This window comes from Methanococcus voltae (assembly GCF_017875395.1).
Classification (GTDB): domain Archaea; phylum AGJL01; class Methanococci; order Methanococcales; family Methanococcaceae; genus Methanococcus; species Methanococcus voltae_C.
The window spans coordinates 50,676-73,460 of the sequence record NZ_JAGGMO010000002.1; the positions used below are offsets into that span (position 1 = coordinate 50,676).

18 protein-coding genes and 1 CRISPR repeat array are annotated in these 22,785 nt (G+C 27.4%); of the genes, 10 read left to right on the plus strand and 8 right to left on the minus strand.

Annotated features, from left to right (window positions below; genetic code table 11):
- Nucleotides 1–64 precede the first annotated feature (64 nt).
- On the minus strand, nt 65–2,176 hold the full coding sequence (locus J2127_RS02615; RefSeq protein ID WP_209731903.1) for a CorA family divalent cation transporter: 2,112 nt from the start codon (nt 2,174–2,176) through the stop codon (nt 65–67).
- A gap of 540 nt (nt 2,177–2,716) precedes the next feature.
- Nucleotides 2,717–4,087: a CRISPR direct-repeat array (repeat unit 37 nt; unit sequence GTCGCAGTGGCAATTCCATTAAAACAAGGATTGAAAC).
- A gap of 583 nt (nt 4,088–4,670) precedes the next feature.
- On the opposite strand from J2127_RS02615, the gene J2127_RS02620 reads away from it, so the two are divergent.
- From J2127_RS02620 to J2127_RS02640, 5 genes are all read left to right on the plus strand, one after another.
- Entirely contained in the window at nt 4,671–4,913 is a 243-nt protein-coding gene (locus tag J2127_RS02620) for a hypothetical protein (protein ID WP_209731904.1), read from the plus strand.
- A gap of 120 nt (nt 4,914–5,033) precedes the next feature.
- The gene (locus tag J2127_RS02625) at nt 5,034–5,372 is read left to right on the plus strand and encodes a hypothetical protein (RefSeq protein ID WP_209731905.1); all 339 of its coding nucleotides are present in this window, start codon (nt 5,034–5,036) and stop codon (nt 5,370–5,372) included.
- 88 nt (nt 5,373–5,460) lie between these two features.
- Nucleotides 5,461–6,141, plus strand: a complete 681-nt coding sequence (locus J2127_RS02630) for a hypothetical protein (RefSeq protein WP_209731906.1) — start codon at nt 5,461–5,463, stop codon at nt 6,139–6,141.
- A 267-nt stretch (nt 6,142–6,408) separates the two neighbouring features.
- Nucleotides 6,409–6,564, plus strand: a complete 156-nt coding sequence (locus J2127_RS02635) for a hypothetical protein (RefSeq protein WP_209591523.1) — start codon at nt 6,409–6,411, stop codon at nt 6,562–6,564.
- Between the two features lie 165 nt (nt 6,565–6,729).
- Nucleotides 6,730–7,482, plus strand: coding sequence for an adenylate/guanylate cyclase domain-containing protein (locus tag J2127_RS02640; RefSeq protein ID WP_209731907.1), 753 nt, complete (start codon nt 6,730–6,732; stop codon nt 7,480–7,482).
- Nucleotides 7,483–7,486: 4 nt separating this feature from the next.
- On the opposite strand, the gene J2127_RS02645 is transcribed toward J2127_RS02640, so the two are convergent.
- Nucleotides 7,487–8,044 carry a Pycsar system effector family protein gene (locus tag J2127_RS02645; protein WP_209731908.1) on the minus strand — a complete coding sequence of 186 codons (558 nt, stop codon included), beginning with the start codon at nt 8,042–8,044 and terminating at the stop codon, nt 7,487–7,489.
- A gap of 78 nt (nt 8,045–8,122) precedes the next feature.
- Entirely contained in the window at nt 8,123–9,082 is a 960-nt protein-coding gene (locus J2127_RS02650; RefSeq protein WP_209731909.1) for an adenylate/guanylate cyclase domain-containing protein, read from the minus strand.
- Nucleotides 9,083–9,803: 721 nt separating this feature from the next.
- On the opposite strand from J2127_RS02650, the gene J2127_RS02655 reads away from it, so the two are divergent.
- From J2127_RS02655 to J2127_RS02670, 4 genes are all read left to right on the plus strand, one after another.
- Nucleotides 9,804–11,135 (plus strand): hypothetical protein, encoded by a 1,332-nt coding sequence (locus J2127_RS02655; protein WP_209731910.1) that lies wholly within the window; start codon nt 9,804–9,806, stop codon nt 11,133–11,135.
- 475 nt (nt 11,136–11,610) lie between these two features.
- Complete coding sequence (locus J2127_RS02660) at nt 11,611–13,677, plus strand: tetratricopeptide repeat protein (RefSeq protein ID WP_209731911.1); 2,067 nt, start codon at nt 11,611–11,613, stop codon at nt 13,675–13,677.
- Nucleotides 13,678–13,803: 126 nt separating this feature from the next.
- The gene (locus tag J2127_RS02665; protein ID WP_209731912.1) at nt 13,804–15,366 is read left to right on the plus strand and encodes an AAA family ATPase; all 1,563 of its coding nucleotides are present in this window, start codon (nt 13,804–13,806) and stop codon (nt 15,364–15,366) included.
- Complete coding sequence (locus J2127_RS02670; RefSeq protein WP_209731913.1) at nt 15,360–16,589, plus strand: hypothetical protein; 1,230 nt, start codon at nt 15,360–15,362, stop codon at nt 16,587–16,589. Before J2127_RS02665 ends, J2127_RS02670 begins: the two co-directional genes overlap by 7 nt.
- A 211-nt stretch (nt 16,590–16,800) precedes the next feature.
- Here J2127_RS02670 and J2127_RS02675 read toward each other — a convergent pair whose 3' ends face one another.
- The 5 genes from J2127_RS02675 to J2127_RS02695 all read right to left on the minus strand — a co-directional run bounded on the left by J2127_RS02675 (nt 16,801) and on the right by J2127_RS02695 (nt 22,338).
- The gene (locus J2127_RS02675) at nt 16,801–18,798 is read right to left on the minus strand and encodes a hypothetical protein (RefSeq protein ID WP_209731914.1); all 1,998 of its coding nucleotides are present in this window, start codon (nt 18,796–18,798) and stop codon (nt 16,801–16,803) included.
- Nucleotides 18,795–20,687, minus strand: coding sequence for a hypothetical protein (locus J2127_RS02680; protein ID WP_209731915.1), 1,893 nt, complete (start codon nt 20,685–20,687; stop codon nt 18,795–18,797). Before J2127_RS02680 ends, J2127_RS02675 begins: the two co-directional genes overlap by 4 nt.
- Before the next feature lie 6 nt (nt 20,688–20,693).
- On the minus strand, nt 20,694–21,452 hold the full coding sequence (locus J2127_RS02685) for a hypothetical protein (protein ID WP_209731916.1): 759 nt from the start codon (nt 21,450–21,452) through the stop codon (nt 20,694–20,696).
- Between the two features lie 12 nt (nt 21,453–21,464).
- The gene (locus tag J2127_RS02690; RefSeq protein WP_209731917.1) at nt 21,465–21,824 is read right to left on the minus strand and encodes a hypothetical protein; all 360 of its coding nucleotides are present in this window, start codon (nt 21,822–21,824) and stop codon (nt 21,465–21,467) included.
- A 64-nt stretch (nt 21,825–21,888) separates the two neighbouring features.
- Complete coding sequence (locus tag J2127_RS02695; protein WP_209731918.1) at nt 21,889–22,338, minus strand: hypothetical protein; 450 nt, start codon at nt 22,336–22,338, stop codon at nt 21,889–21,891.
- A gap of 187 nt (nt 22,339–22,525) precedes the next feature.
- Here J2127_RS02695 and J2127_RS02700 point away from each other — a divergent pair, with 187 nt between their 5' ends.
- Nucleotides 22,526–22,756: a hypothetical protein gene (locus J2127_RS02700; protein ID WP_209731919.1), complete on the plus strand. Its 231-nt coding sequence runs from the start codon at nt 22,526–22,528 to the stop codon at nt 22,754–22,756.
- The last annotated feature ends 29 nt before the right edge of the window (nt 22,757–22,785 follow it).

Below are 22,785 nucleotides of genomic sequence, written 5' to 3' on the forward strand. Positions count from 1 at the left end.
ATAAGGATAATTTAAAAATAGAACATTAAAATTAGAAATTGAAAGTAAATGAGTATGTTAATTTTTAATTTTCATTAAATAATTTTCGAATTTTTTTACAGATACTTTTTTTATTAACGTTTTTGAAAGTTGACTTTAATGAGTTTATGATTGATTTTATACTTGGTATATTAAAAAGTACGAGGGAAATTATCAAAATTAATATAATATATATTATTTCCACAATTAAATATAATATGGGGTTATCACCGACATATAATTCTACATAATTTAAAAAGTTAAAATATATCCCAGTAATTCCTGTTATTATTAATATCCCAATTGAAAGTACCGTATATTTTTTTAATTTTTTAAGTGATATTTGGCAATAGTGGTGGATAAACCATAGTATACTTAATATCACCAATGGCAAAATTATGAAATTAAATATCCACGTTAGGAATTCTGTATTATATAGCATCGTAAAGAAAATATTTGTGTAATCCATATTAAATAGTGCATTTGAGGCGCCTGAAGTAGTCGTATCCGATACGGCACTGCCTGTAAACATTGTTAAATTCATTCCAAAGAAACCCGTAAAGAATGAAGGTATAACAAATAACGCCCCCAATATAGCTAAAAGGTTTATCTTTTCAGATGTTTTATTGGACTCTATCAGCGTAACATATTGATGTAATTCATTTAATTCATTATCCAAATCCTTAAGATTTTGCTTTATATTCATACTATCCTGCATAATGTCATACATTTCAATGCCTTGCTCTTGTGCAGATACTTCATTAAAATACATGCAATTTATAAAGTTTATATATTGTCCATATAAAGAACGAACATTATTCATATAATTGCTGAGTCCTTTACCTTCCAATCCTTTTCCATTTATGTTATTTTTTGAATTTTGAGAAATATCCTCTGAAAATTTCAATATCGAAGCTCTTTGGGCTAAACAAAGTTGAACCATTTCAAAATACATGGTTTTAAAGTGGTCTACTAAAAATTTATTATCGTTACAATATTCTGTTGTTAACAATGCGAAAGAATACCTTGTAATTCCATATAACGTACCGTAGTTAGACCATCGGTTATATGTGTGTTTTTTATTTAGCTCTGTAAGTAATTTTTCGTTTTGACAAGTGCAAGATTCACCCGAATCTATAAACATAAACCTATGCCAATATTCGTCACTTTCATAATTATAATCGGTATGTGTATTATATTCGTGATTATAGTTATTATTAAAGTTATTATTATAATTCAATAAGTTTTTATTTTCTGAGTTTTTAGCATTTTTGGAATTTCCCAAATATCTTATTTTATCATTATTTCCATACCAACACATGGCAAACATACGGTCATCGATAATTGGTTCAATACAAATTGTTTCAGGATTACAGTTTCCGATAAGCTTAAAACTACTACTCAATATATCCATAATTGGTTGGGCTAATTTTATAGGATTTTTTTGAATATTATTATTCTTATTATTTGATTCGATTATATCCTTGCACTCTTCAAAATTTTCATAAGATGATGGTTTAATTACCCAATTAGTTAAACTTATACTATCTGCTAAAAATTTATTTTTAGGAGTTTTAATACCATCTTCACCCAAAAATTGAGGATATATTCTCCTACCGTAGTCATTAATATTAATAATGTCTTCTTTATCTTTATATTCGTTATTTGTTAAATGAATCGACAGTATTCCAACGCCTGTATTGTATATATTTAAATAAATTTTGTCGATATCTAATTTATAGCAGTTATTTAAAGTTTTTATCTTATAATGTACTTTATTTTCTTTTTTAAAATTGGGATTTTTATATCGTATTACAGGATATTCTTTTTCAAAATATTTTTCCAATAATTTTTCTTCATTTTTATCATTATTTCCATTTTCTTCGCTTAAATCTTCGACACCTTTTCCAAAAATTGCTTTTCTAACATTATTATAAAAATAAACAAATTCGTTATATTTTAAAGGTTCATCAACTTTATAATCATCAAATTCCCAATTACTATCGTTTTTTAATATTTTTGTTAATTTATGAATATCTAATTTTTTATCGTAATCTCCATAACTTTTCCCATTTTTATCCGTTAAATTCCATTTAAATGGCAACATAAAAATATGTTTACTTTTAGGTTTTAGGTTATGTTTTCCATCAGTATTCATAGGCTCACTCCAAATAGATAACTTTCTAATAACTTAATAAAATTGACATATAATAGTTATAATATTTATTTAACAAGATATAAAAATAATCCCCTAAAATTAGCAAATTTGATATATATTTAGTTCACCATTATCCATCAATTTAGTAATACTTAGTATGATTTTTACGTGATCTTTGTAATAACGCATTTCAAAATCCAAAATTATTAAGCTCATTTTGAGCTCCTTTTTTTAGGGTTGAAAAATTTATAGGTTTATGTGAGCTTTATCTAATCTATATCACTACTAATATAGTTGGTTCATTTTCTATCGTTTGATTATTGGTTATTAGTTACTTTTTAAACGTTAAAAGAGTTACTTTTTACTTATTCAACTAACCCCGAATTATATTTTTAAAATACAAATGGTAACTTTTATATAGGGTTCAAAACAAACTATATATTGTCAGATTGAATAAATTTTGTGATACGGTTAACTAGAGCTTTATTTTATCATTAAGTCTTATTTTGTACTTATTGCCGAGTAATAATTTAGTTTGGTGTCGCAGTGGCAATTCCATTAAAACAAGGATTGAAACAAAAAACAGTTCAAAATATATATAATAATAAATAAGGTCGCAGTGGCAATTCCATTAAAACAAGGATTGAAACAAGATGCTGATGTTAATATATTATTATTACTATCTACGTCGCAGTGGCAATTCCATTAAAACAAGGATTGAAACATGCAGAATTGTAATTTTTGCAGTGCTGGAAATATACTTTTGTCGCAGTGGCAATTCCATTAAAACAAGGATTGAAACTACCAATATGTTATTGTATATTGACTTATATCTTGTAATGTCGCAGTGGCAATTCCATTAAAACAAGGATTGAAACAAGAAACATCGCCTGACGAACGTAGGGCACTTACTGGTCGCAGTGGCAATTCCATTAAAACAAGGATTGAAACTTCCATACTGAACATGAAGCTTCATCTATTTGCATCGTCGCAGTGGCAATTCCATTAAAACAAGGATTGAAACCTGCTGGTTTTGTGCAATTTGGAGTTGATTCTAAGTCTTCGTCGCAGTGGCAATTCCATTAAAACAAGGATTGAAACTTAACCTTGCTTTTGCTTTGCTCTTTGATAGCTATTTGTCGCAGTGGCAATTCCATTAAAACAAGGATTGAAACCGATTTCTTTCGGAAATTCAACAATAATTTTATTATGTCGCAGTGGCAATTCCATTAAAACAAGGATTGAAACTTAAATCTGGGGCTGGTTGCGGTGCTGGTGGTTTTGCACGTCGCAGTGGCAATTCCATTAAAACAAGGATTGAAACAAACGTACAATACGGTATTTATGGACATGTCATGTCGCAGTGGCAATTCCATTAAAACAAGGATTGAAACTATATTATATGCGTATCACCATTAGATAATAACTCATCAGTCGCAGTGGCAATTCCATTAAAACAAGGATTGAAACTCTAGTCCTTTAAGCCAATTTACCCCTTGTATTACAGAGTCGCAGTGGCAATTCCATTAAAACAAGGATTGAAACCGGTCTAATGAAACTGATGTTGCAGTAGAAACAGTCGCAGTGGCAATTCCATTAAAACAAGGATTGAAACTCCCTTTTGACTAATTAGTCATCCGACATTATTGTGTCGCAGTGGCAATTCCATTAAAACAAGGATTGAAACGTATTGTTCACTATAGTACTTACAAATCTGAGAAGTCGCAGTGGCAATTCCATTAAAACAAGGATTGAAACCCATATTTTTGCCATAATTTTCCTTGCATTGTAAAGTCTGAGTCGCAGTGGCAATTCCATTAAAACAAGGATTGAAACATATAGAAAGATTAGTTACCAAAGTAACTGAAAACTATGTCGCAGTGGCAATTCCATTAAAACAAGGATTGAAAGCCCAACTGCCTCTGGGCGATTGGCATTTACTCAAATCGAAGATTTGATATTTTTATTTCTTATTAAATTCCCATCAAAGGATTTTTACGAGTAAAACGAGTAAAAAGGGTTTGGGATATTCCATTAAAACAAGGATTGAAAGTCATGAATATAATTATTAATTTTTTCAATTTCATTTGTCACAGTGGCAATTCCATTAAAACAAGGATTGAAACTGGGAAATATGACCCATAGTTCCATAGATGATAACGGATATCAATTAAAATCACCGTAAAAACTTGGAAAATAGCTATTTTTAGTAATAATTTATTTAACGGTTGAATTCCTTATTTTTTGAAATAAACGTCAATTCGTGCTTATTTTTTTAGACCTTATTTGATGATATAGAGAATAATTTAAACTTATTTTGTATGAAATAATCATTTATTGTTGATATTCATTTTATGCTTCTTTTGAGTTGTGCGTGCTTTTTTTGAGATTTAAACCGAAAGTTTTAGATATTAGTCCTGCGCATATTATATTGTACAGTACACTATACGGTACATTAATATCAAACATAATAAAATAATGTGGGGTTGAGTAAATGGCATACATCGGTTATGTAGAAATTAAATTTAGAAACAAAGATAAAAAGACCGGAAAATATGAAGAATGGGAAAATATAGCACCATTGCGGATATATGTAAATTTCGAAGATTATGAAGACTTAAAAATAAAAGCGTTAAGATTAGCAACAGAACAAGCGAAAAAATACGAACAAGTAAGATATGAGATAGATGGAACCGGCCAAGGTCATTATATTAAATCCGGCTTAGTAGTGGCTTAATAGCGTTAATAAGTTTTAATAATCGATTTAAAGTTTAAATTTAGTTATTTATTAATTTATCAATTTAAGTTTTAATATTTTATCATTATTTAATCAATCTTTTAGTTTGGAGTTGGTGAGATGCAAAAAACCGAAGTAGTATTTTTAAAATTAGAAATTGTATGTAATGTTAAAGACCAATGGATGGTTAGAATAACATTACCGCAGATTAACAAGAAGTATGTTTATAACGATGACACGGAAAAATGCACAATAATGGATACTAAAACCGGCAGAATGGAAATAAAAAATTATAAATGGGACACGATAAGAAATTTAGAAGAAAAGACCTTAAAAAGTGAAAATTACGACCTTGCAAAAGCTATGATGGATTATCTAAAAGATAAGACGTATAACAAGGTAGAGCCTAATGTTTTTGAATCTACATTTGAAAAAACAATTGTATTAACGATTTATTAATTTAATATTTAATTAATTTTAATAGATTTTTAGTTATTTATTAATTAATTTAACAAATAAATTAAATTATAGGTTGGTTGGTGAATATATGGAAGCAGTCACAGAATATAAAACGGTTAACGTACAAAATTTAGAGAATGACCTTAAAAAGATTGAAAAAGATTACAATATATGTATGTTCCACGTTAAGCACGATTTAACAAGAAGATTAAAAGAACACATTTATTCTGAACTTTTAAAGGATAATTATAAAATTAAAGTCGATACAGAAACCGAAAGAAGTTTAATGAATATGAATTCTTATGAAGAAATGGAAAAAATATTTACTAAAAAGTATCCAAATCCTAAGGAACTTAAAATAAGTCAGCTAATGAGAAGTTTAAGCTATTCAAATATTATATGGGACTTAAGAAGAAAAAAAGAACGTAATGAAATGAGCAACACCGATATAAAAAACTTTATTGTAGATGTGAATAAAAAAGGGATACTTTTAAGCGGTGGACGTATAGAAAACGATACCTATTATATGATTTGGGAACTTGACAAGCTAACCGAGTTATTAAACTTAGAATTTGGTTATATCATAGAGCATGAGCGATTATTTAACAAATCCATTGAAGAACTTAAAGAAGCAATTTCAGAAGCTTATAAAGAAGTCGGAAAAATAAAAATATTTAAAAACGGTAAGATAATTTTAAAACCGAAAGATAAAAGAGTTAAAGACCGATTAAACGATTTATACGCTGAAACGGTTTTAAAGATTTTATAATTATATAATGAGGTATTATATAATATACAATATACGATGTAATTATAAAGATATAACAATATAACGATATTATGACCATTAAAAAGAAAAACAAGAGCAAACGAGGGATTTAACCCCCTCGGCTTTTGGCTCGCCACAAACCCCAACCACGTCCCAAGCCAATATAAAATGTTATTAAATACGCCAACCAACACAAACCCCAACCACCACCCTTTATATATTTTGTATGATACATCGTATATTACGTTATAATAATTTGGTGATAATTTGATTAAAAAGATTTATAAAAATGGAAACGCATTCGCAGTAACTTTAAGTAAATCGGACGTAGAATTTATTTTAAAAGATTTAGAAGATAGAGAAGTTAATGTCACTCACGAAATATTTGAAGGAGAAAAAGCTATTGTTATAAGGAAAAATTAATTTATTTTAATACTATTTTTTTAATTATTTTTTAGAATCACTCTTTTTCTATAGGATATGTTATTTTTAATATTAGTTTATTACTTAAAAATTGTATAATAAACGATAAATATGAAAAAATATATATTAATAAACCATTAATTGAGAATACAATAGGGTGAGAATGTGGAAAGTAATAATACATATGGATATGACGTGGAAAAAAGCGCACAAAATATGGATAATATATTAAGTAATATTGACTATGATTTTCAACAATGCAATGAAATACCAAAAGAGTCTGATTTAACGTATAATAATGGATTTTACGTCGATGTTGGTTCAATATTTGTAGATATCAGAGGTTCTTCAAAATTAACTGAATCACATAAGTGCCCTACTCTTTCTAAACTATATCGTGCATATATTTCAGAAGTAGTTTCTTTAATGAATAGCTATAAAAGTTGTAAACAAATTAACATTGTAGGAGACTGTGTTTCAGGAATTTTTAAAGGTACTAGTCCAAAAAATACTTGTGAAGATATATTCCACTTATCCGGACAAATAAACTCTTTAATAAATATATTCAATTACAAATTATTTAAAAAAAATATTTGTGAGATTAAAGTTGGAATTGGTTTAGATTATGGTTCTACTTTAATGATAAAGGCAGGCCGTAAAGGGACTGGAGTAAACGATATAGTTTGGATGGGCGACGTAGTAAATATATCTTCTAAATTATGTGACAATGCATATAAAGAAGATAAACCTCGAGTATTAATGACAAAAAAAGTTTATGAAACCCTACCTTGGAACGAGTGGCCAAGCTGTGGAAAACCACACTTGTATAAAATTAAAAGTTTAGAAAATAAAGAAATTTATGGAAGAGATTATTTTAATACCTGGATGAACGAGTATTTAGAAAATATTAAAGAATAGATAATCATTTATTTAAATAATTTTTAAACCATAAAATTACGAATAGTAAGAAAATTAAAAGTAAAATACCAATATTAAAGTAAAAATAAGTTAAAAATGCAAATAATAGCATGATACTACATATAATACAGAAAATACTGTAATTAAATTTTTTATACTTTTCCCCAGCTATTTTTGAATTTATAACTATCTGTTGAGCAAGTTCTTTTTCATATTCAGAAGGTTCTTGATTTTCGTTATATTTTTTAAATATGGCATTTAAGTAAGTTTCAGAATTGTACTTGCAGATATGGTCATAAAATAGTAAATTATCTGTTTCAGAAATATTTTCTGACTTAGCAATAAATGAACATAACGAAATAAATAAGCTTATAAGTAACATTAATACAACAAAGCCGAAAACATACTTAAATAAAGGGTTTTCTGAAAACGTTTCAGGGGTTAATCGCAATAATCCAAAAATTGCAACACCGTCAAATGCAACAATTGCAGCATTTTTAGCTTCTGCAAAAGAAAGCCACCTGTTAACGTTTTCAAAAATCTTTTCAAGTTTTTGTTCCATAATTAACCTCAATATCTTATAAAATTATATGTTACCTGATTAATACGATAAATTATATTAAATACAAAGATTTAAGATTTATTTATAAAGCTCCACCCTACGTTTAATAAGATTTAATTTATAATCATTAAGTTCATCAGATTTTTTTGACAATTTATACTCCAAATTTTTAATATCTTTTTTTAGAGAATATATTTCATCATTTTTTTTATTTAATTCAATTAATAAGTCGTAATCATTCTCTTTTTTACGACTTTTTGTATTTTTTACAGGATATTCAAACTTATCACATAATTCATCGCAATAGTCCAAATATTGATTTTTAGTAATATATCCAGTGTAGTATTTACCGTTTTTATATCTTTTTTCTTCTTTAAAATCATATTCAGATTTGATAGTTTCATTTAATTTAGAATATGCTTTTTCTCCAATAAATATTTCACCTTGTTTTGCTAAATCTGCGTATTTGCTGGCATAATTTGTTACATTGCCAATCCAAACGTCGCCCCATTCTCGAGTTTTACCTTTAGATTTCATTCCAACTTTTGTTATTAATGCTGGACCGTAACCTATTCCAATTCCATAAGTTAAAAATTTTTTGGAGTTTTTGGATAGCTTAGGATTTAAAGAATAATCTAAAACTGTATTCATAGATTTTGCAGCATTTAATGCTTTTTCAACCGCAGAAATGGGATTTTCGTCAGACTCTTTATCATCTAAAAATACGCCCATTATTCGGTCTCCTAAAAATTGTCGAGTATTTCCACCACAACATCTAACACATTTTACCGCCATTTTCATAAAACTACGATATATTTTAACTGCTTTCTTAGTTCCAACTTCGTTTACTAAACCCGTTGAATCCCTTATATCAATAAATAATATTGCACATTTTATATTATAGGGAGTATTTGAATCATTCAAAGTATCCAAATTAGGAAAGGTAGTTTCAACAATTATTTTTTCTACAGGTTCATTTATTATTTCATCAAATTTTTCGTTTAAGTTATTAAAGTCTGTTTTAGTAAGGATATTCATTTTTCCACCTGTAACATATTTTAGCATATAATATTTTTTTTAAAATTAGTTTAATATATTATATTTAATAATATTAATTTATTACCTAAAAATTTACTTAAAAAGGGTTATATATTTTTAAAAATAAAATTGTTATATTATAGTTTTTAAGGTGTTTATTTTGAGGAATATTATTAAAAAAATAATTATGATTTATAAAATTTCTAAATATATGGATATTGAAGAACTTTTAGAACATTATGATCATATTGGTTCCCCCTATAAAATACCAATCATAATAATAGCTATTATTGGTTTAATCCTATTTTTATTATCTCTTTTTTTTATGTCAGAAAATAGTATAAACATATTAAAGGGATCTGGACTAGTTACTTTGATATTCGATAATTTTTATACAATTTTAACAATATATTTTGCAGTTATTGCAATAATTTTAACTATAAAACCACCACTTGGTTCAAATAGGAATATCTTAATAAATATGTTTGGGTCCATATATAATATTATATTAATTGTATACATTATCATAGCACTCATATTTCAGATTATTTCTTGTTTAGATAATAATTACGGCTGTGTTCTTTCTAATATGTTAATTTATGACATTATTTTTATAATATTTTTCATAGTTTTTATAATATATTCCACCAGTAACAAAATTTTAATTCGAAAGTGTATAAAAAATCTTTCCAGAACCCTACCTCAAAAACATATCACCTTAATGGATGTATCAAAAGAAAAATATAACTATCAGAATGGTGCATTCAGTACTGACATATGTTCAAAAATAGAAGCGGAAGAAAAAGATATTTGCGAATTGGAGTTTAAAACGCTTTTGGGGTATTACAATGTTAACTTTAATTCGATTGAAAAATTATTACATGAGTATAATATACAATTAGCTCATCTTTATATTCAAAAAAATAATATAAATTTAAAATATATAACTTCTGAAACGCTTAATGAAGAAAAAAAGGAAAAATTTATATTTGAAATTAAAGAACTCATAATGGATAAAACTAATGAAATAACGGTTTTAAAACAACCTTATCAAGCTGAATTACATAATTACCAATCTTTATTACATGGCATAACTAAAAAAAATGACTTAGAAATATTATGTGAATATATTGTGGAAATAGTTGAAAAGGTAGATAATCCAGATAAGGACTATAATATATTAATCGATGAATTTAAAGAATATATGGTAAGATTAGGAGATAATAATGAATGTCAAGATTATTTTTTAAATGGATTAAACTATCATATAATTCCTTATAATTATAGAAATATTGAAAAAATTATGGAATTAAGATACAAAGTGCTTATATCTATAATAAAAAACAAAACAAATACTCCAGGATATTATGAATTATTAGGTTATACTAGTATAATTGTATACCTTGGTACAGTATATAATCATTTAATAGAGGATAAAGAAGAATGTAAATATATTAAATATTTAATCGATCAAATATTAGAACAATATATTAAATATTTAGATGAACTAATTAAACTAAATAATTTAAATGATCGATACAAACAAAATTTGGTATTAGATGAAATTCTATATTTTAAAGAAGGAAAATATAATTTCATAGAAGATACAACATATAATGAATTCCATACAAAATATGAGTTAGATATTAAATCAAATAATATAATTAACACATTATTTTACCTAATATTAAAAAACATTTATTTAAATTATATTGATAAATCATGGATTAATACTATAGTTATATTGTGTAAAGAATATGGTACAGATGATAAAAATAGGGATAATATATCTCAGGAGTATGAATTAATGTATAAGTATAGACCAATTTTATTTTACATATTATATTGGCAGGAAAATAAAGAACTAAAAGAAATTTTAGACTATTCAGAATTTAACGAAAAGAAAGAAGATAATTTATTCTTAAAAGACCTAACTGAATTAACTTATAGGGATATTGAAGTTTATGGAACTCATAGATTACATTTTGAAAAATTTAAAAGAGATGCCCTTAAAATAACTGAAGAATATTATAAAAATAATGAAATGAAATAAATTAATAAATTTATTATTAATGTTGAGGTGGGAATTTGACAGATAAAGTTATTGGGTTAATTAAAACCATATTGGTAACGTTGATAGGTATTTATGTAATTTGGCACGTTTATATTACTTTATTTTAAAAATATGTGCCCATAATTTTTTAAAAATATTTTCAAATAACTATTAATTAAAAAAATAAAAAATAAAAGAAAATTTAATTATTTATTGGGTGTTGATCTTTTATGTCTTTTTACTTTTGTACCATCTTTTTTACGATATGATTTGACTGATACTATTTTTTTGTTTGATTCAGGTTTTTATGCTATCAACTCCAATATTGATAGGCAATAGATTAATATTGCCCCAATATAACTTTTAGTTTAAACTTATTTATGCCCGATATATCGGATAAAATTGGTTAAGTATATATTATAAGAAATGTCTAAATTTTTAATAATATTTAGGAATGTGTTAATAGGGGTGGATTATGGAAGAAAAGCTAAACGATAAACATACATTAACAAAAAATGAAAAAAAATATCAAGAGTTATTGAAGGAATCATGTGTAGCAATTATAAATTCTAGCTTTGATGAAGCTTTAAATGGAATAGACGAGGCAATTAATATTTTCGATAATCGCTATGAAGCTTATTATCAAAAGGGATTATTATATTATAAATATAGTAATTTTAAAGAAGCTGAAGAATATATCGAAAAAGCTAACTCATTAGGTTGTGATGATTTAGAATATTATTCCCTTAAATCATATATATATTATAGTTCTAAAGATTACACTAATGCACTTAACTATGTGAACAAATATTTGAATAGTTCAGAAGATCTAGAAAGTCCTGAAACTATACCCCTATATTGTATAAAAAGTCTAATTTATAGTGAATTAAAACAATATGAAGAAGCAATAATGTATATTAAACAAGCTGAAGTAGCATTTCTCAGATTTGAAAAAGAAGGTCCCGAGCAGAGTAAACAAAAAAATGATGTTATGAATATGCCTTTTATATCTTACTTAAAAGCTGTAATATATAATATATGGGGAGATATTTACTTAAAGAAAAGTAAGTTTAAGAATGCTTTAGCAAAATACAACGAATCAATAGACCCAAAGTACGAAAATAGTAGTGCTTATTTGAGTATAGGTAATACTTATTATATTAGAGCATCTAAAAAAAATGATAAAAAATTATTTAATAAAGCTTTATCCAATTACCGTAAAGCACTAGACTTAAAAAAATCCATGGATCATGCCCAAAATTATTCTGCAATATGTGCAGGGTTAGGTAACGTTAATATGGAACTTGGAAATACTAAAGAAGCCTCCAAAAATTATCGGCTTGCATCTGAAAGCTATACTTTACCATATACTAGCGATCAACAAACAAATATGTTGTTGGAAATAACTGAATATTATATAAATAACTTAAAATGTAGCGAAGAAATTAGTAATTTAATTATTGAACACTCCTTAAAGTTAGCATATGCGACAATGAAATTTAAAAATAAAAAACTTGTTAATTTTAAAGACGTTAAAAAATTTGTACACTACACCACACCACCTACAATTGAGAACCTAATCCCAAACGAGGGAATAAGCAAAGGACATAATGTAATAAATTCATATTTTAGACTTTATAATGCAATGTATATGAATGATCCTGAGGAAGGTATTCTTTTAATTGATGCGTTAAAACAAAAATATAAAAAATTATTTAATAGTGAAAATGACGGTTATAATCCTCAGGCAACTTTTATAGGTAGTTTCTTAAAAGAAGAAGATGAATTATTTTTGTGGAGGACTTATGGAAAAGATGAAAATGAAAAGGAAGCCCGAGGATTGAATTTAGTATTTAATCAGGATTATTTTGACCAAGATAATACTTCATATTTGGAATCTTCAAAAATAATTTGCGATTTAATAGGCAAAAACAATGTTGATAGAGAAGACAATGTTGAAAAATCTGAATTGTGCAGTATAATATTTAATTCACAACATATAAAATATAATTTATACCATGTTACATATGTTATAGATAAAGATCTTAAAAAATATATAAATCCCAGGAATAATAAGAATAATAAAACCACCAAAGATAAAAAACTTGAAGATTTAGCCGATTATTTAAAAAATATACAAGGACCATTATCAGAATTAAAAGAATTGTGTTTCCCAGATAATAGAATAACATCTGACTTAAAAAAGGAAGAAATAAAAATAGTATCTGATATGACATTATCAATACTAAAAGATGTTAGCTATCTTATAAAATCGAAGAGCTACAAAGAAGAACAAGAGATGAGAGTTTTAGTTACATTACCTATCGATGATAAGGAACATATTAAATTTGACCCTCAAGATACGTATCCTCAAAAAATGTATATAAATATTGAAAAAAGTCTTAATGATGAAAACGGAAAATACGATCGATATATTAAAAAAGTAACACTCGGACCAAATCTAAAAGACAAAAACAGATGGATAGCTTATTTAAATCGAAAAGGATTAAAAGTTAAAGAATCGACACATAAAATTCAATAATTAATTTTTTTATTTTTAAATTATTTTTAAAAAAAACTAATAACAATATCCATATTATAATATCATAATATTATATATAATATTGATTCTAAATTTTTAACAATGTAAAAACAATTAGGTGAAAATGTGGAATCATTACGGATTAAAAATTTAAGATGTTTTGAAGATACTGAAGAGATCCAGCTAAATAAATTAAATATATTTTTAGGAACCAACAGTTCTGGAAAAAGTAGTATCCTAAGAACATTTCCCTTGATGAAACAAAGTATTGAAAAAAAAACATCTGAACCTATTTTATGGTATGGCGATTACGTAGATTTTGGAAATTTTGAAAATAGTTTACATGATAAAGATAATGAAGAAATATCTTTTGAATACGGTTTTGACTATTATACTATTACGCAAAATATGAACAGAATGCCTTATGTACGTTATAGTAACAAATTAAGAAATCCATACATTGATAAAAATCTAAAGGTTTACTTTACAATTACGGTAAATTCTAATCAAATTACGAGTATGTCAATAAAAATCAATGAATTTGAATCACTTTTTATACTCTCTAAAAAAGATATATCATTAAAAGAAGAATTTAAGCGTATAAGGTATAGTTCAAAAATAAATCCAAAGTTAAAATCTCTTGAAAAATGGACGATTAATGGTAAAGAAGTAAAATTTAAAGAAGCCAACAGTTTTATTGAATTCGAAGGAACAGAAATCTTTTCGGCACCAGAATTATATCATAATGTTATTCAGAAGATGCACAATATACTGTCAGATACTGATATGAAAGATTATATCTTCGAAAGTGAAATATTAACAAAATTATTAAATTATATAAGATGGGATCAATTAACAAACATCGATTCGTCAATTAAGAGTTTTTTAAAAGACAGTGAAATAAAACTGTCTGATCAAAATAGAATTCGTTTGAAAAAATACATTACATTATATTTAACTGTTCAGATTATTAACACCATTTGTTATATCATGAAAAAAGAGTTTACAAATTTGGATTATATTTATCCTTTAAGAGCAAATGCTCAAAGATATTATCGAAGGTCTGGAATATCTATAGATCAAATTGATCCCGAAGGTATTAATGTACCACTATTCTTAGACAAGTTTGACGAAAAAACTTCATATGCTTTTGAAAATTGGACTAAAAAAAAGTTTGGAATTGAATTTAAGATAAGACCAAATAATGATTATCTATCGGTAATGATAAAAGAAGGCAATAACGAAATCAACCTAATAGATTCAGGGTTCGGATATTCTCAAATATTGCCAATATTATTAATACTATGGAATGCTAAAAATGATAAAAACAAAATTTTAAATGGTAGACGCTCTATAAAAACAATTTTTGCTATGGAACAGCCAGAATTACATTTACACCCTGCTATGCAATCAAAAATGCTAAAGACAATGGTGGATTTATTAAAAGAATCCAAAAATTCCCCTCACAATATAAAATTCATTTTAGAAACACATAGTGAAAATATTATAAATTCATTATCTTATATGATTAAAGCAAATTATTTAGATCCAGAATGGGTTAATATCTACATTTTTGAAAAAGAAGACTCAAAAAGTACTCCTAAAAAAGTTGAATTCACCAAAGATGGGATGTTAAATAAAAGGTGGCCAATTGGTTTCTTTTTACCGGAGTGGGATTACCTATGCTAATTATATTGGATAATTCATTAAATAACACAAACTTAATTAATAAAAATATTCAATCTTTTGAAATACTTGCGTTATCAGCACTGCAAGGATTACACGGTATAGTAATCGAGGATTACGACACATTTAAAGCCATTATGAACTCTAATTTACCCAAAAATATGAAAAATATTTTTTACGAAGTATATCGGGATAAATCTTCAGAACTAGAACATTTTTTAGAATATATTTGTGAAGCAATTACCATCATTGATAGTGAAAATTATAATACTAAAGAATACTTCGATGGCAGAATAAAAACTACAATATCACTAGATATAAAAGAAATTTTGAAATATAAAATATCTCAATCATATTTAATTTCCGAAGATGAAGACGATTGTGAATTTTATATAACATTATCAAAATATATATTGGAAAAATATTTAATCAAAAAGGATCTTAAAAATCACTGTTGTATAAATTATGAAAAAATAGGAGGTTCAGGAGGGGGTACTTACAGAAAAGTTAAAAATTATTTAGACCGAAAAAAGGATAAGTGTATTAGTTTAACAATTGTGGATTCAGATATAAAAAATAACCAAAAAAATTCAATGGGTGAAACATACAATAAAGTTAAAGAAATATATGATCAAAATAAAGAAAAAATTGAAAATGGAGAAATAATTTCAAAATTAATTTATCCAAAAAATGTTTCTGAAAAAGAAAATACGATTCCTCCAAACATATACCAATTAATAAATTGTCATGGACCTATGGAAAAAAAAGGTTTAGATATGCTTACTAGGTTGATAACTGAGGACTATGAACATATTGTTCATACTTATGACTATAAAAAAGGTATTACATTAAAAAATGCAACCAATAGTCAAAATTATAAATATTATAAAAAATTCCTTGAACATTTTGGATATGATAATAAAGAAATTGGCAAAATTAAAACGAGTTTAAAGGACTGTATTAAAAAATCAAAAGGAAATTGTAAAGGATGTATTATTCATGAAAAATATTTTGATTTTAAATATTTAGATGGAGAGGGATATGGTAAGGATTTATACATAATACCCCCAATAGGTAAAAAGACAAATTTATTAGTGGATAATATTAACGATATTAAAGATACAATCGATATTAAAGATATTCCTGAAACATATGTTAATCTTTGGACGGATATCTCAAAAAATTGTTTAACCTGGGGTTTCGCATTTGAAGATTTTCCAATTTAACATATGTTTATTCGACAAATTATTAGATCTTCACCAGACATTTTAAAACTTTTGTCCTTTTTATATATTTTAACAATATTCTAAGGGATTTTATTAAATTATTTATCAATTTTTCAAAAATAAAAGTTAAAATCATACATAATAATACTTGTTTTATAAATTGTATTACAAATTTTAAAAAATTAAAAAAATAGGTATTTGAGCATGTCGTTTAATATCTTCTTTTATAACTTCTATAATTTTTCGATATAGAACTTCTATTTTGATATATTACAATTATTAATCCGAAAGATAAGATGCCAACGTATCCGAATGGTATGTTTTGTATTAAGTTGTTTAATTGTTCACCGAATGGGACATTTTGAACTATATTACCTATTCCTGTGTTTACATTATCTATAAGTCCTCCGTCTCCAAATAAAGGAACTGTTGGTTCTTTAACTAAATCTTCAGCATCTTCAGCCACACTTTTAGCTTGCTCATCTTTTCCATAAGTATATAATTTGGAAGCTCTTGTATATTCATCTCCGGCTATTTCGTACACTCTTACAGTTTCTAACAAGGCGGATACTTCACGCTCTCTGTTACTTCTGTCGTTACTTGATAATAGTTTCTTAAATTCTAAGTAATATGTATCTATTTTATCGATACCTTTCTGATATTGTGCTATTGCTTTATCTGCACAATCTGCCCCTTGGGAAGAACCTGCTATTTTTGCTTTTTCTTTATAAGCTTGGGCAGTTATGATTTTAGAGTTTAATCCTTCTTTTGTAGAATTTAATTTCTTAAGTACAGTTGTTTTTGTTGCAGTATTCCATTCTGTGAGGTTTTGTAAATCTTTTATTTCGTCTAATATTTGACCTGATACAGTCCTTTCAGAACCATATACAAATATTTCGGGTTTGTTGATTGTCCATACTGGTAGATTTACGCTGTCATTTCTTTCGATTTCCCCGTAAACGATAGCATATGTGTTAAATGCTAATAAATCATCTTCATTATCTGTAGTGTAAGATGTGTAAATTGTCATAGGGTCTATACTTGTAAAATAACCCTTTTGTAATGCTTTTTTGCTTGAAATTGTTATATCGTGGTTTGTATTTTCTTCTAAAGTTATTACTGCTACATCGTCGTAAATTCTGCATGGAACTCCTGCCCTTGTAAATAATTCCCCACAATTGTCAATATATACATATCTCATATCAGGGCTTCTATTTACTGCATTAACGGGGCTACTCCATAAAAGTGATAAAATGTTTGATGTAGAACCTTGGCATACGCTTTCGTAAGGTATAAGTTTATCTCCGTATTCTTCGAGGTAGTCTATCGGTAGGGAACCTTCGTTAAAGCTACCTATCATATAGTCACCGTTTTTTATCCTACTGTCTAAACCTACAGTGTTACCTAAGTGTAAAGCGTCTGTATCGTCTCTTTCTTTAACTTCGTGCTCTTCCCCATTCTCATCGGTTTCTGTATGGGATATATATCTTTCAATGTGGGCGTGAACTTCATAATAAACTTCAAATGGTTCAACATCTGAATTTAATATTTCTTCGATTTCTGAATAATCAACGTTCGTACTACTTGTAAATCTTTTTACAGTATCGGAATAAGTATCCGGTGCTTTCATTATTGTTTCTACTGAATTTGTACCGGATATAGTAAATTCGGAATCATAAGAATGTTCAGTTTCATTGTAAGTCTGTTCATATCGTTTATTAAATAAGTAGTATTTTATTTCAGGATTATTTTTAGATTTTACGTACATAACTACTTTTTCGACGTGTATTTTCTCGCCAGTACTTTTTGATATGGATAATTTTACAGGGAATGCCGAATATCCATATATTTTATCAGGGGCATATATTTTTGTAGTTATGTCATTATTTCCAGACGTTTCGATAGCGTATAAAACTAATTCTGATTGTGTCTTTTCTTTTAATAGGTCTATTAATTGTTTGGAGTCTTCTGCATAGTTATATTCTTTGAAGTTTCTTTTTTCTACTAAAGTTTGACCAGTTGTACTTTTGTTAACAATTGGTATTACCTCAGGTTCTTCACCAGTTAACCATGAGAAAAACCCATCTATCCAACCTATTATTATATTATTCTGTCCATTTTGCATGTCTTCCACGCTATCGTGAGGTGTATATGCCATAATAGGTGAGATTAAAAGGAATAAGGATAATAAAATGATTAATCGTTTCATTTTATCACCTTTTTACCTATTTTTATCTTCTTTTTACTTCTAAAGTATGCAACTCCACCAACTACTAAAGCAAGCACTATAACGATTATAATAATTGTAGTTATGCTTAATCCATTTTCATCGTCAAAAAATGGTATTGTATTACTTTTAATATTTATTGTAACCGTATCGGAACTTATTTCCTCATTATCTAAGTAAACTTTAACTAATACTGTGTAGCTATCAAATTCTAAGTTATCCAATAGAATGGCTTTTCCTAACACATTTTTAGTTTCTTGAGGGGCTATTGAATAGGTTAATTCTGTATCATTTGTTAAACAATTTGGTGAAGCCCCCATAACTTTTACAGTGTAATATTTTGTAATTAAGTAAGGATTTTTTAGTGATAAAGGAATATCTAATTGACCGCCTTTTGATACTTGAAACTCATTATTATCAAGTGTTATAGAGTTTTTAATATTTAATGGATATTTAGCGTTATAGTCCTCGCCTGAAATTATTAAATTATAGTCTTTAACTTCCAAATCTACATTAAAGTTATAAGATTGATAACTTCCTAAATCGTAGTCTTTGGAGTAAATACTTTTTCCCGTGTTATCTTGTAATAATATAGATACTCTTTGAGGATTACCAGTTTTTTCAGTTATTTTAAATGTATTTGTACCAGTTGATAAAGCAGGCAATTCTACTAAAACCGGTAATTCATTAACTTGATAATTAATTAGTTTAGTAGCAATATATGTTTGTCCGCTGAAATCTGTTCCAACTACCCTAATACTATTAGATTTAGAACCAGTTAACGCACCAGCAGGTAATTTAACGGTCAAAGTAATTCCTTGTGTTCCAATAGTACCTAAATCATATATTTCATCGTCATTTATTGCTATTTCTTCATTATTTTTTGAAACTGAAATAGCTTCTGTAGTTGGGAATTCTAAACGTACACTTGTAACTTCTTGTACAGGTTTTATGCTCAATCTTGTTACAAAGTCATTGTTTTGATAAGTAGATATTGTATCAAGTTGTTGGATTTTAAACATTGAGCTTCTTGGGAATAAATCTATATGCAAGGTCATAGATTCGTCTTCCGATATTGTTATATCTCTTTCTTCGCCCCAATATCCAACTTTTGAAAAGTTAATATGATATGTTCCAACAGGTAATGTGATTTTTGTATTGTTATTAATCGTTGTAGTTTCCCCGTTTAAAGTACAGCTACATTCTTCATCGTCAAGGAAAATAGTCAATTGTCCTTTTGGTAATGGAGCTTTTAACTTTTGAGCTTCGGGAATTTGAACGTTACCAAATGCAACTACCCAAGTGTGTGCATACGCTGTGTATCCACAATCGCTAACTAAATTTAATTGTAAATTTCCAGAGTCTCCGAACATTACTCTTTTAATGCCGTATACTTTGCCTGCACTTGTACCATAAACCGTTGTTCCATCTAATTTTACATAAGCTCCACAATCTACAAAGGACTCTCCTTCTGCATCTCCCATTATATATCCATTGCATGGGGCATAAGATGTATAATTGTAATCTAATACTTTATTTACTTGTATTGTGCTCCCAGATACTCGATATATTGCATAATCCAATCTCTTATTGTTTGAAAACACTTTTACATTATCAATATATAAGTTAGTAGCAGTATATACAGGATTTATTAAAGCTCTTATCAAGTCTTGTTCTGATTGAAAATATACTATGTTATTCTCATAACTTTCTATTTGAGGGGCGTATCCTTGCCAACTCGTATTAAACTTTTGTTGCAATAATTCGGGAGTATAACTATCTGAAAACTCCATGTAATAACCAGTACTTGCAAAGGATGAATTTATTGTTACCAATAAAAATAAAAGGAATAGATAATAATGTTTTTTCATTATCTATCACCATTTTTTACCGTAATTATTGTTGTTGCTTTTGAATCCATTACTATTGTCAAATGTTGGTTTTTTCTTTCTTTTATCACCTATTGTAGCCACACCTACAATTATAAAAGCCATTCCTCCAACGATTACGATGCCTAAATTATCATTGATTAAAGTTTCTAATTGAGTTCTTATATCGTCATTATCGTCTAAATTTACTAAAATTATTGTTCTATTGCCTAAATTAGTATTATTTGTATTATTAATAGTATCATTATTATTAGTTTGATTTACATCGTCATTTGAATTATTTATTGTATTATTATCTTCTAAATTAGTATCATTGTTTGAATCGTTAATTATTTCTGAATTATTGTTTGAATCGTTATTTGTATCGTTATTTGTATCATTAATTTCAGTTATAACTTCGATTGGTACGAATGTTAATGTTAAATTTACTAAGTTAGTATATGGTTTTACAGTATAATTTTTAATTATATCTTCAAATCCGTCTTTTTTAAACGTAAAATTATGTACTGAATTATTTTCATACATTCTTGATATCATACAACCGCTCGTAGGTCCTGACACGTTACTAAAATATGCGCCTTGTGAATTGTTAATCTGTTCATTGTCTAAGTAGACCGTATAGTTATCTTGATTAGACGTTAACATCAGGTTCATAGTTACTGGTACAGGTTCGGCGAGGGTAGGAACAATTGTAGATATCATCATAATTAATGCTAATATCATCATCAATACCATGTTCTTTTTCACTCTTTCACCCCGTTAATCTGATTTTGCCATAGCTACGAGTGTTACAAAACAAGCACCCCAAGCAACGACTTTAATTGTAAATTCATTCAATACATCGAGTTGTAAAAATCCATAATTGATTATCACAAAAGCAGAAATCAACATACCGATTATTTCGTAAATTGTTAACCTTTTAGACTTAAATTTCCCGAATTTGTCACTAAGTGCTACAGCTATGAAAGCTAAAGCATAAACCCCTATTGAATAATAGATATTTTCAAAGATTATCGCATTAAAAACGATATCGTAAAGAGTAAAAGCACCAGCTAAAATTCCAAACGCTTCTACAGGGCTTATTTTTCCAACGGGGAACAATTCTATTTTATTACCCATTAATTCACCTCGTAAATTGATATTTTATATTCATATGTTTTAGTGATAGCAATTGTATATTTGATTAGCCAAATTCATTGTATAATGTGCTTAAAGCAAGCAAAGTTATTAAACAGATTACTCCGCCGACTATAACGTCAACAGAGCCACTACCTACTGCAGGAGCTACAAAACTTAATATGAACGCCATTACTTTGGTTAGTAACGAGGGGATTATAAATACTAAAAGCCAAGCTAAAGAAAGCATATCTGTAAAAGTTTTCCTTTTAGCGGTTGCAAATAAAATAAATCCGCACACGACGACCCCGAAATAGCCAACACCCTCGATAAGTGTGCCTACAATCGTACCAAGTCCAGCAGGTATCACGCTTAAAAAGTCGGAGAATACAGTCCCTAAAGCAATTCCACAACCTACAACGTAAGCCAAGAACCTAAAACTTGAAGAATTTACCTTAGGTTTATAACTGCCCCCACCTCCTCTGTAATTATTATATTTATTGTTTGGATATCCCATTTTTTCCTCCTTAAAGTGCCATTTAGTTTTATTTTAAATTTATTTAAGTTATTTAGATTTATTTTAGTTTTATTTTAAATTTATTTTAGGTTATTTCCGTTTAGGTGCAATATGAAATAATGAAAATTAATAACGTCTTCTTTTAGGCCTTTTCTTCCAAATCCTACCAGTTGGGCGGAAGTAAGAAATGAAAAATGCTGAAATCATTAAAACGGCAACGAGCAAAACACAGACCTCATCTATTGACCACCCTGCAAACAATCCGAAAGATTGTAAAAATTCAGTTACTTTGGCCCTATACCACGCCGTAGGTGCGAGAACGGAGGCTATTATAAGCAATACAGAAGCCATAGGAACTGCCAATTTATTAACTAAATATCTAATAATCACCTATTGTAATCACCTCTTAAAGCTCTAATTAAGAGTTATTTCGAAAAAAGTATTTAA

Bases quoted from the DNA above. Each gene is read 5' to 3' on its own strand.
- J2127_RS02655 (WP_209731910.1), top strand. From the start codon at position 9,804: ATGGATGTATCAAAAGAAAAATATAACTATCAGAATGGTGCATTCAGT.
- J2127_RS02625 (WP_209731905.1), top strand. From the start codon at position 5,034: ATGCAAAAAACCGAAGTAGTATTTTTAAAATTAGAAATTGTATGTAAT.
- J2127_RS02675 (WP_209731914.1), bottom strand. From the start codon at position 18,798: ATGAAACGATTAATCATTTTATTATCCTTATTCCTTTTAATCTCACCT.
- J2127_RS02695 (WP_209731918.1), bottom strand. From the start codon at position 22,338: ATGGGATATCCAAACAATAAATATAATAATTACAGAGGAGGTGGGGGC.
- J2127_RS02630 (WP_209731906.1), top strand. From the start codon at position 5,461: ATGGAAGCAGTCACAGAATATAAAACGGTTAACGTACAAAATTTAGAG.
- J2127_RS02620 (WP_209731904.1), top strand. From the start codon at position 4,671: ATGGCATACATCGGTTATGTAGAAATTAAATTTAGAAACAAAGATAAA.
- J2127_RS02615 (WP_209731903.1), bottom strand. From the start codon at position 2,176: ATGAATACTGATGGAAAACATAACCTAAAACCTAAAAGTAAACATATT.
- J2127_RS02670 (WP_209731913.1), top strand. From the start codon at position 15,360: ATGCTAATTATATTGGATAATTCATTAAATAACACAAACTTAATTAAT.
- J2127_RS02660 (WP_209731911.1), top strand. From the start codon at position 11,611: ATGGAAGAAAAGCTAAACGATAAACATACATTAACAAAAAATGAAAAA.
- J2127_RS02700 (WP_209731919.1), top strand. From the start codon at position 22,526: ATGAAAAATGCTGAAATCATTAAAACGGCAACGAGCAAAACACAGACC.
- J2127_RS02690 (WP_209731917.1), bottom strand. From the start codon at position 21,824: ATGGGTAATAAAATAGAATTGTTCCCCGTTGGAAAAATAAGCCCTGTA.
- J2127_RS02645 (WP_209731908.1), bottom strand. From the start codon at position 8,044: ATGGAACAAAAACTTGAAAAGATTTTTGAAAACGTTAACAGGTGGCTT.
- J2127_RS02650 (WP_209731909.1), bottom strand. From the start codon at position 9,082: ATGAATATCCTTACTAAAACAGACTTTAATAACTTAAACGAAAAATTT.
- J2127_RS02680 (WP_209731915.1), bottom strand. From the start codon at position 20,687: ATGAAAAAACATTATTATCTATTCCTTTTATTTTTATTGGTAACAATA.